General features: G+C 64.5%; 14 protein-coding genes. 10 read left to right on the forward strand and 4 right to left on the reverse strand.

The window, feature by feature from the left end; genetic code table 11:
• Positions 1-33 precede the first annotated feature (33 nt).
• The 3 genes from AC0QTX_RS05625 (at position 34) to AC0QTX_RS05635 (ending at position 2,308) form a co-directional block, all read left to right on the forward strand.
• Complete coding sequence (locus AC0QTX_RS05625) at positions 34-333, forward strand: hypothetical protein (protein ID WP_474602846.1); 300 nt, start codon at positions 34-36, stop codon at positions 331-333.
• A 138-nt stretch (positions 334-471) separates the two neighbouring features.
• Positions 472-789: a quaternary ammonium compound efflux SMR transporter SugE gene (sugE, locus tag AC0QTX_RS05630; protein WP_474602847.1), complete on the forward strand. Its 318-nt coding sequence runs from the start codon at positions 472-474 to the stop codon at positions 787-789.
• Positions 790-814: 25 nt separating this feature from the next.
• The gene (locus AC0QTX_RS05635; RefSeq protein ID WP_474602848.1) at positions 815-2,308 is read left to right on the forward strand and encodes a sensor domain-containing diguanylate cyclase; all 1,494 of its coding nucleotides are present in this window, start codon (positions 815-817) and stop codon (positions 2,306-2,308) included.
• Positions 2,309-2,353: 45 nt separating this feature from the next.
• On the opposite strand, the gene AC0QTX_RS05640 is transcribed toward AC0QTX_RS05635, so the two are convergent.
• The 4 genes from AC0QTX_RS05640 to AC0QTX_RS05655 all read right to left on the reverse strand — a co-directional run bounded on the left by AC0QTX_RS05640 (position 2,354) and on the right by AC0QTX_RS05655 (position 7,245).
• Positions 2,354-3,511: a hypothetical protein gene (locus tag AC0QTX_RS05640; protein WP_474602849.1), complete on the reverse strand. Its 1,158-nt coding sequence runs from the start codon at positions 3,509-3,511 to the stop codon at positions 2,354-2,356.
• 182 nt (positions 3,512-3,693) lie between these two features.
• Positions 3,694-5,064 (reverse strand): glutamate--cysteine ligase, encoded by a 1,371-nt coding sequence (locus tag AC0QTX_RS05645; protein WP_474602850.1) that lies wholly within the window; start codon positions 5,062-5,064, stop codon positions 3,694-3,696.
• Positions 5,065-5,187: 123 nt separating this feature from the next.
• Positions 5,188-6,327 carry a carboxylate-amine ligase gene (locus AC0QTX_RS05650; protein ID WP_474602851.1) on the reverse strand — a complete coding sequence of 380 codons (1,140 nt, stop codon included), beginning with the start codon at positions 6,325-6,327 and terminating at the stop codon, positions 5,188-5,190.
• 171 nt (positions 6,328-6,498) lie between these two features.
• Complete coding sequence (locus AC0QTX_RS05655) at positions 6,499-7,245, reverse strand: 16S rRNA (uracil(1498)-N(3))-methyltransferase (protein ID WP_474602852.1); 747 nt, start codon at positions 7,243-7,245, stop codon at positions 6,499-6,501.
• A gap of 207 nt (positions 7,246-7,452) precedes the next feature.
• On the opposite strand from AC0QTX_RS05655, the gene AC0QTX_RS05660 reads away from it, so the two are divergent.
• The 7 genes from AC0QTX_RS05660 to lpxK all read left to right on the forward strand — a co-directional run bounded on the left by AC0QTX_RS05660 (position 7,453) and on the right by lpxK (position 13,127).
• Complete coding sequence (locus tag AC0QTX_RS05660; RefSeq protein WP_474602853.1) at positions 7,453-7,938, forward strand: hypothetical protein; 486 nt, start codon at positions 7,453-7,455, stop codon at positions 7,936-7,938.
• An 18-nt stretch (positions 7,939-7,956) separates the two neighbouring features.
• On the forward strand, positions 7,957-8,904 hold the full coding sequence (gene ubiA, locus AC0QTX_RS05665) for a 4-hydroxybenzoate octaprenyltransferase (RefSeq protein ID WP_474602854.1): 948 nt from the start codon (positions 7,957-7,959) through the stop codon (positions 8,902-8,904).
• An 85-nt stretch (positions 8,905-8,989) separates the two neighbouring features.
• Positions 8,990-9,796: an inositol monophosphatase family protein gene (locus tag AC0QTX_RS05670; RefSeq protein WP_474602968.1), complete on the forward strand. Its 807-nt coding sequence runs from the start codon at positions 8,990-8,992 to the stop codon at positions 9,794-9,796.
• A 59-nt stretch (positions 9,797-9,855) separates the two neighbouring features.
• A complete protein-coding gene (locus AC0QTX_RS05675; RefSeq protein ID WP_190844795.1) occupies positions 9,856-10,089 on the forward strand; it encodes a DUF4170 domain-containing protein in 234 nt (77 codons plus the stop codon).
• Between the two features lie 10 nt (positions 10,090-10,099).
• Positions 10,100-10,834, forward strand: a complete 735-nt coding sequence (locus AC0QTX_RS05680) for a lysophospholipid acyltransferase family protein (RefSeq protein WP_474602855.1) — start codon at positions 10,100-10,102, stop codon at positions 10,832-10,834.
• Complete coding sequence (locus AC0QTX_RS05685) at positions 10,831-12,120, forward strand: 3-deoxy-D-manno-octulosonic acid transferase (RefSeq protein WP_474602856.1); 1,290 nt, start codon at positions 10,831-10,833, stop codon at positions 12,118-12,120. Before AC0QTX_RS05680 ends, AC0QTX_RS05685 begins: the two co-directional genes overlap by 4 nt.
• Positions 12,120-13,127 carry a tetraacyldisaccharide 4'-kinase gene (lpxK, locus tag AC0QTX_RS05690; protein ID WP_474602857.1) on the forward strand — a complete coding sequence of 336 codons (1,008 nt, stop codon included), beginning with the start codon at positions 12,120-12,122 and terminating at the stop codon, positions 13,125-13,127. The genes AC0QTX_RS05685 and lpxK overlap by 1 nt, the downstream gene beginning before the upstream one ends.
• Positions 13,128-13,129: the final 2 nt, after the last annotated feature.

The raw sequence follows: 13,129 nt of genomic DNA on the forward strand, positions 1-13,129 counted from the left end.
AGTCGGAGGGGCCAAATCAGCCGCAGGATCCCGATGACCCGCTTTCTATGGACCGCCAGCTTTCTTCTGCTCACGGGCCCGGCCCTGGCCCAGGGCACCCCTGAGGACAAGCCGCTCCGGCTCACGGTCCGCCCGTCCGGCATCGAGCCGGAGGTCAACGAGGCGATCGAGCGGCAGCAGAAGCTCCTCAAGCGCCTGGAGCGGAGCAACCACATGGTGCGGTCGATCTGCGTCAATTGCGGCGACGAGTGGAAGCACCAGATCTACACCCCGTTCGACCCGTATGCTGCCCTGGGCCGTACAGCCCAGCCTCCCGAGGAAGCCGGTAAATAAGATGAGAGGCAGACCTTTGGCCGCGCCTGGATTTTGTTGAGAAGGTTTTCCGGACCCTCTATATCCGAGGAGGTCGAGGACGACCTCGCCTTCATGACACACGGTAGGGACGGCCCTGCCTATGACGGAGGTCCTGTCATGGCATGGACTTGGCTTGCCCTTGCGGGTCTTTTTGAGATCGGATGGGCCATTGGCCTGAAATACACCGAGGGCTTCACCCGGCTGGTTCCTTCGGTTCTCACGGGCCTCAGCATGGTGGTCAGCGTCCTGCTCCTCGGCCTTGCTCTCAAGACCCTGCCGGTCGGAACCGGCTACGCGGTCTGGACGGGAATCGGCACCGTTGGGACTGCCCTGCTCGGCATCCATCTCTTCGGCGAGCCGGCAACGGCGATGCGTCTGGTCTGCATAGGCCTGATCGTCTCCGGGATCCTCGGCCTGAAGTTAGCCTCAGGCTAGCTTGGGCCGGTACGGTGGGAGCATCATGACCGCATTCGCTCAGGAAAAGCCGAGATCCTCGGCACGAGGCCTCAGGGTCTTCGTGCTGGTGGTCTGCCTTGCCATCCTGGGCCTCGAGGGATGGCGCGACTGGCATGAGCGGGATCACGAGATCAATCGGATCCGGGCCGAGACCCTGAACCTGGCGAAATCCCTGACCCAGCACGCGCAGGACACCTTCGAGCTCGCGGACGCGCTCCTGGTGGATGTGGTGGACCGGGTCGAGACGGGGGGCACGCTGCCGGATGCCATCACGCGCCTGGACGATTTTCTCGTCGAACGGGTTCAGCCGCTGCAGCGCATCAAGGCCCTGACGATCTATGGGGAGGACGGAACCCTCCTGAGCAGTTCGCTGCCCGGCCACCGCGGGCGCGTGAACATCGGCGATCTCGCCTTCTTTCAGCACCACAGGACAATGACCAACGGCGAATGGTTCGTCGGGCCCTTGATCCGCGATCCGCTCGGAGGCGATTGGATCCTGACCCTCTCGCGGCGCTTCAACAAGCCCGATGGAAGCTTCGGAGGCGTTGTCCAGGCGAGCATCCCGCCCCGCTATTTCGGAAACTTCTTCGGCCGCTTCGATGTCGGTTCGCAGGGCACCATCACCCTCATTCACCAGAACGGCACGATCCTGTCGCGCTATCCCTATATCGAGCGTGCAATCGGGTCCAACGTCCTGATCGACCCGCAATTCAGGAATGCGAGAGGTTCCGGCAACTACGATTACGTGTCTCCGATCGATGGACTGACGCGCATCGGCGGCTATCAGCGCAACCACATCTTCCCTGTCGGGGTGATCGCTGCCGTCGGACGGGACGAGGCTCTCGCGCGATGGAACGAAGAGTTCGTCTTCCGCGGCAGCATCATCGGTCTGCTCATCCTCACCATCGGTTCGCTCGGCTGGACCCTTGCAGGAGCCCTTCGACGACGGGAGCATGCAGAAGCGGAACTCGCCGTCCTGGCCACCACCGACGGCCTGACGGGCCTGGCCAACCGCCGGACCTTCGACAGGCAGCTGGAACTGGAATGGCTCCGCGCCGCCCGCCAGAAGACTCCCGTGTCCCTGCTCCTGATCGATGTGGATCAGTTCAAGGCCTACAACGACATCTATGGGCATCAGGCGGGTGACGAGTGCCTGCGGACGATCGCCAGCACCGTTTCCGGAGCAGCCCGCCGGCCCGGGGATGTGGCGGCGCGCTACGGCGGCGAGGAACTGGCCATTCTCCTGCCGGGAGCAGACGAGGCCGATGCGGCGACCATTGCGGAGGACCTGCGTGCGAAGGTCGAGTCTCTTCGCGTGCGACACGAGGCCAACCCTCCGGGCTGCATCCTCACGGTGAGCATCGGCAGCGCGACCCGGATTCCGAGCTTGGATCGCTCCCGCATCCGGCCGGACGATCTGATCACGCTGGCGGACGCCGCCCTCTATCGCGCCAAGCAGAGCGGGCGCAACCGCGTGGCGAGCGAGAAAGCCGCCTGACCACGGTCTGCCCGATCACCGGTCGGCGGCTCAGGCCACCGCGTCTCAGATGACGAAGAAATCCTTGTGGTCGATGGCAGCCTTGAGCTTGGCGAACAAGACCGCTTTGCCCTTACCCGAACCATCGGCATCGTAATACAGGAGGCCCTTGGCCTTGTCGTAGACGATGAAATCGTTCTTGTCCTTGGCCTTGGGTCCGATGGTGAAGAAATCCTTTTTCAGGGCGCCGGTCTTGGTCAGCTTCTTGAATATCTTGTTCTCGAGCTGAATCGTATCGTCCCTGCGGTTGAAATCCGTGATCGTATCCACGTTCTTCATCTTGCTCAGGGCGCTCTTGAAGATGAACGTGTCCTTTTCCCTGCCACCGGTCAGGCGATCGTTGCCGTATCCGCCGTCGAGCCTGTCGCTCCCGGAGCCGCCGACGAAAACCTCATGTGCGGCCGTGCCCACGACAATCTCCCTGTCTTCATCGCTCACTTCGATGGTGAAGGATTTCTCGAAGGAAAGTCCGCCCTGATCGGTCACCCGAACCCGAATGGTGTGGGATGTGTTCTGCTCGTAGTCGAGCAGGGTTCCCTTGTTGACCACGAGCTGACTGCCGTCGATCCTGAAGCGCCCGCCCGCGCTGTCGATCAGCTGATAGGTGAATGTATCGCCCGGAGTGTCGACGGCCGAGAGATCGCCGATCCAGTTCCCGTTCGGAGCTAGTTCTCGGATACTTTGAACGTTGAGCCCGACATCGGTTGGAGCGGCATTGGCGGTCAGATCGACCGTGATGGCAACGGTCATCTCCTCGCCGCCGATATCCTTCAAGGACAATTCGACACTGCTCGGTTCGTCAGCCGTGCCTGACATTTTGGTATAGGTTAAGGCATGAATGAGCTGCTGAACGAGAGGAGTTGTTGCTTCACTGGTGAATTCAAAGGTGGCGCTGTACGTTTTTAGACCGGACACATAGGCGATTGGGATGCCACCGACTTTTACAGTGAAACGGGGCCCTGTATCAAATACGATCTGAACCCCGCCCTCCTCCTGAACCCCTATTTGCTCCATGAAATCGGAGGTCCCGACCACACGAACGGACAGGGATGAAAGGCGGTTGTCAGCGGTCAGCAGCGCATCCTGACCGCTGTCGAGAAAGACCGTCGTGCCGATGGGAGCAGCAATGGTGCCACCGAACGCTGCGATGTTCAGAGCAGCCATGATGTTCTCCTGATCGTTGTTCCTGGCTCAAGCACACCGGATCAGCAGCTTCGCTGCTAGAGGCCAGATTGTTATTTGTTATAACATATAGTGATCGGCGTACAGCCTCTCTAGCCCTCGTGTTCATGAAGGCGAGCTAACTGCCGCAACGGCACTATCGCGTCCGGAAGTAAACGCCAGACCTAGAACATATATTCCGTGAAAGCGGGAAGGACCGATCCACCCCAGGCGCCGTGATAGCGCTCCAGCAGGCGCTCCGCCTGTGTGCGGCCCGAAGCCACAATCTCTTCCGCATAAGCGAGATGGCGCGCCTCATCCTGGCCAGTCCCGTCGAGACAGGCCCGGCGCTGGAGGCCGGCGCGCGACAGGGCCAGGGCGTCGCGGGCGACATCCTGGACGGTGCGACCGGCGATGCTCGCCCTGAGCGCGAGCTTCGGCACGTCGGCGCGCACCTGCTCGCGCTGCTCCGCTCTCCACGCCTTCACCAGTTCCCAGGCCCCATCGAGGGCCGTCTCGTCGTAGAGGATGCCGGTCCAGAAGGCCGAGAGCGCAACGATGTGCTCGAGATTGCCCACATCCGCGCCGCGCATCTCGAGATAGCGCTTGAGACGCACCTCAGGAAAGAGGGTGGAGACGTGGTTCGCCCAGTCGGAGCGGGTGGCGCGCTCGCCCGGCATTTGCGCGAGCTTGCCGGCGAACAGATCGCGGAAGGATGCCCCCGCCACATCGTGATAGATCGAGTCGCGCTTGACGAAATACATCGGCACGTCGAGCGCCCAATCCACATAACGCTCGTAGCCGAAGCCCTCTTCGAAGGCGAAGGCCATCATGCCCGTGCGGTTCCGGTCCGTGTCGAGCCAGATGTTGGAGCGCATGGACAGATAGCCGTTGGGCTTGCCGTCCGTGAAGGGCGAGTTGGCGAAGATCGCCGTCGCGATCGGCTGCAGCGCCAGCGAGACGCGCAGCTTTTTCACCATGTCGGCCTCGGAGGCGTAGTCCATGTTCACCTGCACCGTGGAGGTGCGGTACATCATGTCGAGCCCGAGGGTGCCCACCTTCGGCATGTAGTTCGTCATGATGCGGTAGCGGGCCTTCGGCATCACCGGCGTCTGATCCCTCGTCCACAGCGGGCTCATGCCGAGGGTGAGGAAGCCGATTCCGAGCTTGTCGCCCACAGCCTTCACGTCGGCGAGGTGCTGCGCCGTCTCGCGGGCCGTGTCATGGAGGTTGGCGAGGGGAGCGCCGGACAGCTCGAACTGCCCACCGGGCTCCAGGGAGATCGCCCCGCCGCCCTGGTCGTCGGCAAGGCCGATCGGGTGGCCGTCCTCCATGATCCGCGCCCAGCCGGTGCGCTCCTGCATACCCTCCAGGAGCGCGCGAATGCCTCGGCCGCCGTCATAGGGAACGGGCGAGAGATCGGCTCTGTAGAAGGGAACCTTTTCGTGCTCGGTGCCGAGCAGCCAGTCCTCGCGCGGCTTCTCGCCGGAGGCGATCCAGTCCACGAGCTCCGACCGCGCACCGATGGGGGTCGTATCGGATACGTCCCGCGCCATGCATCACCTCATCAAAAAGCGCGTTCAAGGCGCGCCGACTCAGGGTCGGGATTCCATAAGGGGCTTAACGCCAAGGTGCAATGCGGGACCTATGCACAAAACGATGAGGGCTCTGCGCCCCTGTCAATGCCGGAACGCCGGCTCCCCCATCGTCTCCGCGCTGAGCCAGTCGACCACGCCGGCCAGGGCATCCCGGTTCGACAGGCCGCGGCCGACCGCTTCGGTAAACAGGGTCAGCTGCTGGTCGGCACTGGTGCCGCGGGCGACGATCCAGCGGGCGAGGTCGAGCTCGCGCTGGCAGCCGAGCTCCTTTGCATCCTCGGCCACGAGGTCCAGGGTCTCGTCGAGGAGTTCGCGGACGGGCTTGGCCGTGCGGTTCTTCTCGTCGACGAAGCTGCCGTGGATGCCGTAGCGCTGAGCGCGCCAGCCATTCTCGTCATTGATGGCGCGGGAGGCGCCGGTCTGGCCGGAATTGAGCTTCGTGTCGAGGCTCAGGCGGCGCACGAGGCAGCGATAGAGCGCCGCGATCGCGATGGTGTCGTCGACCCTCGTGCAGCTATCGGCCACGCGCAGCTCCAGGGTCGGATGCTTCAGGGACGGCCGGATCACCCACCAGACATAGCTGGAATTCTCGATGGCGCGGGCGGCCACCAGCGTATCGATGTAGCGCTGATAGTCCTGTGCGCTCTCGAACAGGTCGGGGAGGCCCGTGCGCGGCAACTCGCGATAGGCCGCCAGCCGGTAGCCGAGAAGGCCCGTCCGCTGCGCCTGCCAGAACGGCGAGGAGGTGGAGAGCGCCAGCAGTAGCGGCAGATAGGGCTGGATCCGGTTCATGATATCCACGCGCATGCCCAGATCGGGCACCTCCACATGAACATGCATGCCGCACAGCACGTTGCGGCTTCCGAGCATCTGCAGGTCGTGCATCACCTTGCCGTAGCGCGGCTGCGCCGTGGGGCGCACCCGCGACCAGACGGCGAGCGGATGAGTGCCGGACGCCATGATGGACAGGTTGAAGTCGCGGGCGACCGCCCCGACGGAGGCCCTCAGACCGGCCAGTTGTGCACGGGCATCGGCGAGTTCCAGGGAAGGCTTGGTGGCGATTTCGACCTGCGGCTCCAGCATTTCGGGCTGGATATCGCCCGAAACCCGATCCCGGCAGGCAGCAAAGAACTCCTTGATCTTGCCCTTGGCGATATCCCGTCTGGGCGCATCGTTGAGGAAGTACTCTTCCTCGATGCCGAACTTGAAATCCCAGCTCATTTCCTCGTGTCCTTCTTTATTCTTCAGAAATGATCCTCGCCCATGCGGACCGGCCTGCGGCGATCGCCCAAACTCCGGCTCAATGGGGCCGGAATGGGGCGAAGCGGCGTGAAACTGCTAAGCTTTTGAGGCTAGAGGCAGATCGGCTTGAGCCGTCGTCGAACGATGAGATCAGTTCCAATCGCCGAGCACGGACTGAACGATTGCCAGTGCGGCCACAGCGGCGGTGTCGGCACGCAGGATTCGGGGCCCCAACGATACGCAAACACATCTTTCGCGGGCAGCGACAAGCGCTCTCTCCTGATCGGTAAAGCCCCCTTCGGGTCCCACAATAACAACCAGACCAGCTTGAATGTTCCCAAGCTTGGCCAAAGCCTCGACCGGGTTGGAAACGGGCGCATCCTCGTCGCAGAAGATCACCAGGCGCTCCCCGTCCAAGTTCTTGAGAAAGCGCTCTAAATCATCTTCCTCGCGCACTTCCGGTATCCACAGGATGCCGCACTGCTCGGCCGCCTCGATGGCATTGCTGCGCATCCGGTCCAGGTTGACCCGTGAACTCTGGGTCCGCTGCGTGAGAATGGGGTGGAGAACGCCTGCCCCCATCTCCACGGCCTTCTGGACCATGTAATCGAGACGGGCGTGCTTGAGGGGCGCGAAGGCATAGATGATGTCGGGTGCCGGGCTCTGCTCGCGGGTCCGCTCCATGCACACCAGATCGGCGGCCTTGCGCCCCTCCGGGGACACTTCGGCGCGCCACTCCCCGTCTCGGCCGTTGAAGATCAGGACGGAATCCCCGCCCCTCAGTCGCAGCACATTCAGCAGGTAGTTGGCCTGCCCTCGATCCAGGGCGATCCTGGCGCCGCCCTGAAGGGGCATGTCGACGAAGAGCCGGGGTGCGTTGAAATCGTATTCAGCCATGACAACCTTGCGCTGAGCCGCCCAACCTGTATCAACTTCCTCTGCCTCCAGGGAGAGGGGCGGCCGCTTTGGTCACGGGAAATTCAGGTGCCGAATGGCACAGCTTGAGCCTGAGGCGACCATTCGCCTCTTGGCCTCATGGGCCTTCACCTGATAACAGAGCGCAGGCATGCGAGACGTCGCAGGCTTTTCGAGGGAATTTTGGGCATGACGCTTATCCGTTCGCATCTTCTGGCTGCGTTTGCCGTTGCCGGCTTTTTCATGAGCACTCCTGCCTTCGCGCAGTCGAACGTCTGCCAGGAAGGGCAGAAGATCCTGCAGGAGCGGCAGAGCCTCGTGCAGCAGATCAACAAGCTGACCGACGGCGGCAAGAAGAAGCAGATCGACCCGCGCTCCGCCTGCACGGTCTTCTCCAAGCTCGTGACCAACGGCAATGCCGGTCAGAAATGGATGACCGACAACAAGGACTGGTGCCAGATCCCTGACCAGGTGGTCGAAGGCTTCGGCAAGGACCACCAGCGCTCCCAGGAGATCAAAGGCCAGGCCTGCCAGGCAGCAGCCAAGATGGCCGAGATGGAAAAGCGCGCCAAGCAGCAGGCCCAGCAAGCTCAGCAAGCCCAGCAGGGCGGCTTGGCAGGCAAGATGGGCGGCGGCCTGACCGGCACCCTCAGCGTTCCGAAGGGCGCTCTCTAAGCCTCGCACCCGACTTCCATGGAGCGCCCTACCGCACCCTCCCTGCCTGATGCCGTCAGAGGCCATTGGGCCGAGCGGTGGGCGCCGCCGTCGCTCAAGCCGTACCTGCGCCTCGCCCGGATCGAGCGCCCCATCGGCTGGTGGCTGCTGCTCCTTCCCTGCTGGTGGTCGGCGGCGCTTGCGGCGCTTCACGCGGGCCGGCCATGGCCCGATCCGCTCCATTGCCTGCTCTTCCTGATCGGGGCGGTGGCCATGCGCGGGGCAGGCTGCACCTACAACGATATTGTCGATCGCGATCTCGACACGAAGGTCGAGCGGACACGCCAGCGCCCCCTCCCCTCGGGTCAGGTCACGCTCAAGGGCGCCCTGGCCTTTCTGGTCCTCCTGGGACTCGTCGGCCTGATCGTTCTGCTCCAGTTCAACGGCTTCGCCATCGCCACCGGCTTCGCCTCGCTCGGCATCGTCGCCCTTTACCCGTTCATGAAGCGCTTCTTCTGGATGCCGCAGATCGTGCTGGGCCTCGCCTTCGCCTGGGGCGCCCTGATGGGCTGGGCCGCCGCCTTCGGGTCCTTGGATTGGGCGGCAATCCTGCTCTATCTCGGCAGCATCAGTTGGGTGGTGGGCTACGACACCATCTATGCCCTGCAGGACATCGAGGACGACGAGGTCGTCGGGATCAAGTCCTCCGCCCGCTTCTTCGGCGAGCAGGTGAAGGGTGGCATCGGCATCTGCTACGCCCTTACCGCAATCTTCCTCGCTGCCGCATTCGTGCAGGCCGGGGCGGGAATCGTCTCGTTCGCAGGCTTAGGCTTGTTCGCCCTTCACCTGGGGCGGCAGGTCGTCCGCATCGATCGCCGTGACGGCACGGGCGCGTTGCGCCTCTTCCGGTCGAACCGGGATGCGGGCCTGATCCTGTTCGCAGCCATGACCCTGGACTGCATGATCCAGCTCCCAAGACCGTTTTAAAGCATCGCACCTACCGCTCTGGAAAAGTCCGGGAATGGCAGGTGAGATATGGTATCTCCCGCCTGGAGTTCCCATCTCAGGTTCGATGCTGTCCCCTTCACCCCTTTCTCTCTCGGCCCTCGCTCCGGCCGTGCGTGATGCCGCCCGCAGGGCGGGAGACCTGGCCTTGCCCTTCTTCCGCGCCGGTGAGCAGACGGCCGCCAAGCTCTGGTACAAGGGGCAAAGCTCCCCTGTGACCGAGGCGGACATCGCCCTCGATACCTTCCTGAAGAACCGCCTCTGCGAGCTGCTGCCCGAGGCCGGCTGGCTTTCCGAGGAAACGGCCGACGATCCGGCGCGGCCCGAGCGAAGTTATGTGTGGATCGTCGATCCTATCGACGGCACACGGGCCTTTGCCTCGGGCCACCCGGACTGGGCGATCTCCATTGCCCTGGTGCGGGACGGCAAGCCCGTCCTGGGCATCCTGCATGCTCCGATCCACGACCGTCTCTATGAAGCAAGGCTCGCTGAAGGCGCATGGAGCAACGGCGTGAGGCTGCGGCTGCCCGAGGCGGCGGCCTTTCCGGGCGCGGCACGGGTGGCAGGCCCCAAGCCCCTCGTCGACCGGCTCGAGCGGCATATCAATCCCGTCGAGCGCCTGCCCAAGGTTCCGTCGCTGGCCCTCAGGCTCGCCCGGGTGGCGGACGGCTCCATCGATGTGGGCCTCGTCTCGGCTCATGCCCAGGACTGGGACATAGCCGCCGCCGATCTCATCCTGCAGGAGGCGGGAGGCCGCCTGACCGGGCTCGACGGTTCGATCCCCGTCTATAACAAGCCGACGCCCTCCCACGATGAGATGATTGCCGTTGCGTCACGGTTGCATCCTCGTGCTATTGGAGCCATGAGAGCCTGAAGCATCCTGGCTCCGTCAGCCTCAATCGTTACAACCCTCGTCAGAAGAGCCCTATCACCATGACCGACACGCCTGGCAAGCAGCTCCTGCATCTGGTTTTCGGCGGCGAGCTCACCAGCCTCGAATCCACCGAGTTCAAGGATCTCTCCAAGCTCGAGATCGTCGGGGTCTTCCCGAACTACGCCTCGGCCCATGCCGCCTGGAAAGCCAAGGCCCAGGCGACCGTGGACAATGCGCAGATGCGCTACTTCATCGTCCACCTCCATCGCCTGCTGGATCCGCAGCAGGGCTGACCCGGACACGATGGGTCTCGTCAAGCGCATCACCCGCTCCCGTGCGGTGCAGGAAGCCATCGGGTTTTTGGTGGCGGCCTATCTCAAGCTCGTGCAGCGCACGAACCGGTTCGTCATGGAGCCGGCTGATGCCTATGACCGGATCGACATGCCCGTGATCGCCGCCATGTGGCACGGGCAGCATTTCATGATCCACTTCGCCAAGCGGCAGCAGGACAGGGCCGCAAGCCTCGTCTCCCGCTCAGGGGACGGCGAGTTCAATGCCATTGCCCTGCGCCACCTCGGGGTCCGGGCCATCCGCGGCTCGGGCGCGCGCGGCCGGGACATCCGCAAGAAGGGCGGCGCCCAGGCCCTGCGCGCCATGCTGCGGGCCTTGAGCGAAGGCGAGATGGTGGTGATGACCGCCGACATCCCGAAGATTTCCCGGGTGTGCGGCCAGGGCATCGTCACCCTCGCGCAGCTGTCCGGACGGCCGATCGTGCCCGTGGCCGTGGTCACGAGCCGCCGCATCGATTTCAACAGCTGGGATCGGGCCAGCATCGGCCTGCCCTTCGGCCGGGGCGCCATTGTGCTGGGCGAACCTGTCCCGGTACCAAGGGACGCGGACGAGCACGCGCTCGAGCGCCTGAGGCAGCTTGTTGAGCGGGAGCTGGATCGGGTTCACGAGCGAGCCTATGCCCTTGTCGGCTCCAGAGATCCGGGAGCCAAGGCCAGCACCATGCTTGCGGGAGGCTCCCGGGCATGAGCCTGCCGTTCGTTTTCAGGACCTATCGCACCCTCGTGTCCATCCTGGAGCCCGCCGTTCTGGGCCTCCTCTATTGGCGTCAGAGCAAGGGTCGCGAGGACAAGACCCGGCTCGGCGAGCGCCAGGGCCATCCCAGCAGGCAGCGGCCCAAGGGCCACCTGATCTGGGTCCATGGGGCCAGCATCGGCGAAACCCTGTCCCTCCTGCCGGTCGTGGAGCGCATGACGCAACGCGGTCTCTCCGTCCTGGTGACCTCGGGAACCAAGACCTCGGCCGCCCTGATCGCCCGGCGTCTCCCGCCTGGCGCCGTGCATCAGTTTGTGCCTCTCGACGTGCCACGTTATATAAGGCGCTTTCTGGATCACTGGCAGCCGGACTTGGCCCTTATCGCTGAATCGGAAATCTGGCCCAACACGATCATGGCGCTCTCGGAGCGGGACATCCCGCTCGTCATGGTCAACGGCCGCATGTCGGATCGCTCATACCGGCGCTGGCAGAAGATGCCAGGCATCATCAGGGGGCTTCTGGAGCGCTTCGCCCTCTGCCTGACCCAGACCGCCGAGGATGCGGAGCGGCTGGCGCGGCTGGGCGCGCCCCGCGTGGTCGTGACCGGCAACATCAAGTTCGATGCCGCCCCACCGCCCGCCGATCCGCGGGTGGTGGCGCAGCTCTCAGGACTGATCGCAGGACGCCCGGTCTGGCTTGCCGCCAGCACCCATCAGGGCGAGGAAAGCGCCATCATCGCCGTTCACCGCGCCCTGGCGAAACGCCACCCCCATCTCCTGACCATCATCGCTCCGCGCCATCCGCACCGGGGACCCGAGGTTGCTGCCCTCGCGGGTCAGTCGGGTTTGCGGGCGGGGCGCCGCTCGCAAGGGATTCATCCCGACCGGGCGACGGACGTCTATGTGGTCGACACCGTGGGCGAGATGGGGCTGTTCTACCGGCTCTCCCCCATCGTCCTTGTGGGCGGAACACTTGTGCCGATCGGCGGGCACAACCCCATCGAGCCCGCCAAGCTGGGAGCCGCCATCCTGCACGGCCCCCATGTTCATTCGGCTGTCGAGATCTACGACGCCCTCGACCGGTCCCGCGGCGCTCTCATGGTGAAGGACAGCAGCAGCCTGGCGCGGGCGGTGAGCGAAATGCTCGGCAACGCCGCCCTGACCCGGGATATGGCCCGCGCCGCCGGAGATGCGGTGCAGGCGCTGGGCGGTGCTGTGGATCGCACGATGCAATCCGTCGAGCCCTTCATCGTGCAGGCCAAGCTTGGAGCCCGCCGCTGATGCGCGCTCCGCGCTTCTGGTGGCAACCCTCCCCTTCGCTGCAGGCGAACCTGCTGCGCCCGGTCGGCCTGATCTACGGTTCCGTTGCGGCAGGCCGGATGAAACGGCGCGGAGAGCTGGCGGAACTGCCCGTCATCTGCATCGGCAACTTCACGGCCGGCGGAGCCGGCAAGACACCGACCGCCGTTGCGGTTGCTGCGATGCTGGATGCGGCGGGCGAGAGTCCGGCCTTCCTGTCGCGAGGCTATGGCGGCCGTCTTGCGGGGCCGGTCAGGGTCCAGCCGCAGCACGGGTCTGCCGATATAGGCGACGAGCCTGTTCTTCTGTCCCGAACGGCCAGGACGATCGTGTCCCGCTCCCGCCCGGCCGGAGCGCGGCTCGCCTACGAGATCGGCGCGACGGTCGTCATCATGGACGACGGGCTCCAGAACCCGTCGCTGATCAAGGACTGCGCCATCGCGGTCGTCGACGGAGCTACGGGAATCGGCAACGGGCTGCCCCTGCCGGCCGGACCTCTGCGGGCGCCCATGGAGACTCAATGGCCTCTGGTCGATGCCGTGGTGGTGATCGGTGACGGCGAGCCGGGACGGCGGACAGCCCTGGAGGCTGACGAACATGGCAAACGCGTCTTCACGGCATCGCTCGAGCCGACGCCGGAAGCCGCCGAGACGCTCAGGGGCCGGAGGGTCATGGCCTTTGCCGGCATCGGGCGGCCGGAGAAGTTCTTCGACACCCTTCATGCATGCGGTGCCATCGTGGACGTGACGCATGCCTTTCCCGACCACCATCCCTTCAAGCCTGAGGAGGTGGCCGCCTTGCGGCAGGAGGCTGAAACTCTCGGGCTCCTGCCCGTCACGACGGAAAAAGATCTCGTGCGGATTGCCGATCCTGCGGCTGCATGGCCGAACCTGATGGCGCTGCCGGTGCGGCTCCGGATCGAGAACGAGACGGGCCTTCGCAACCTGCTCATGCGGCGCATCAACGAGAGGCGCCTGCGGGTTGTGTGACG

The sequence above is a fragment of the Microvirga sp. jy35 genome, from assembly GCF_056148915.1.

What these genes read in the sequence shown, in the direction of transcription:
- AC0QTX_RS05625 (WP_474602846.1), top strand. Translation starts at nt 34, where the DNA reads ATGACCCGCTTTCTATGGACCGCCAGCTTTCTTCTGCTCACGGGCCCG.
- sugE (WP_474602847.1), top strand. Translation starts at nt 472, where the DNA reads ATGGCATGGACTTGGCTTGCCCTTGCGGGTCTTTTTGAGATCGGATGG.
- AC0QTX_RS05635 (WP_474602848.1), top strand. Translation starts at nt 815, where the DNA reads ATGACCGCATTCGCTCAGGAAAAGCCGAGATCCTCGGCACGAGGCCTC.
- AC0QTX_RS05640 (WP_474602849.1), bottom strand. Translation starts at nt 3,511, where the DNA reads ATGGCTGCTCTGAACATCGCAGCGTTCGGTGGCACCATTGCTGCTCCC.
- AC0QTX_RS05645 (WP_474602850.1), bottom strand. Translation starts at nt 5,064, where the DNA reads ATGGCGCGGGACGTATCCGATACGACCCCCATCGGTGCGCGGTCGGAG.
- AC0QTX_RS05650 (WP_474602851.1), bottom strand. Translation starts at nt 6,327, where the DNA reads ATGAGCTGGGATTTCAAGTTCGGCATCGAGGAAGAGTACTTCCTCAAC.
- AC0QTX_RS05655 (WP_474602852.1), bottom strand. Translation starts at nt 7,245, where the DNA reads ATGGCTGAATACGATTTCAACGCACCCCGGCTCTTCGTCGACATGCCC.
- AC0QTX_RS05660 (WP_474602853.1), top strand. Translation starts at nt 7,453, where the DNA reads ATGACGCTTATCCGTTCGCATCTTCTGGCTGCGTTTGCCGTTGCCGGC.
- ubiA (WP_474602854.1), top strand. Translation starts at nt 7,957, where the DNA reads ATGGAGCGCCCTACCGCACCCTCCCTGCCTGATGCCGTCAGAGGCCAT.
- AC0QTX_RS05670 (WP_474602968.1), top strand. Translation starts at nt 8,990, where the DNA reads ATGCTGTCCCCTTCACCCCTTTCTCTCTCGGCCCTCGCTCCGGCCGTG.
- AC0QTX_RS05675 (WP_190844795.1), top strand. Translation starts at nt 9,856, where the DNA reads ATGACCGACACGCCTGGCAAGCAGCTCCTGCATCTGGTTTTCGGCGGC.
- AC0QTX_RS05680 (WP_474602855.1), top strand. Translation starts at nt 10,100, where the DNA reads ATGGGTCTCGTCAAGCGCATCACCCGCTCCCGTGCGGTGCAGGAAGCC.
- AC0QTX_RS05685 (WP_474602856.1), top strand. Translation starts at nt 10,831, where the DNA reads ATGAGCCTGCCGTTCGTTTTCAGGACCTATCGCACCCTCGTGTCCATC.
- lpxK (WP_474602857.1), top strand. Translation starts at nt 12,120, where the DNA reads ATGCGCGCTCCGCGCTTCTGGTGGCAACCCTCCCCTTCGCTGCAGGCG.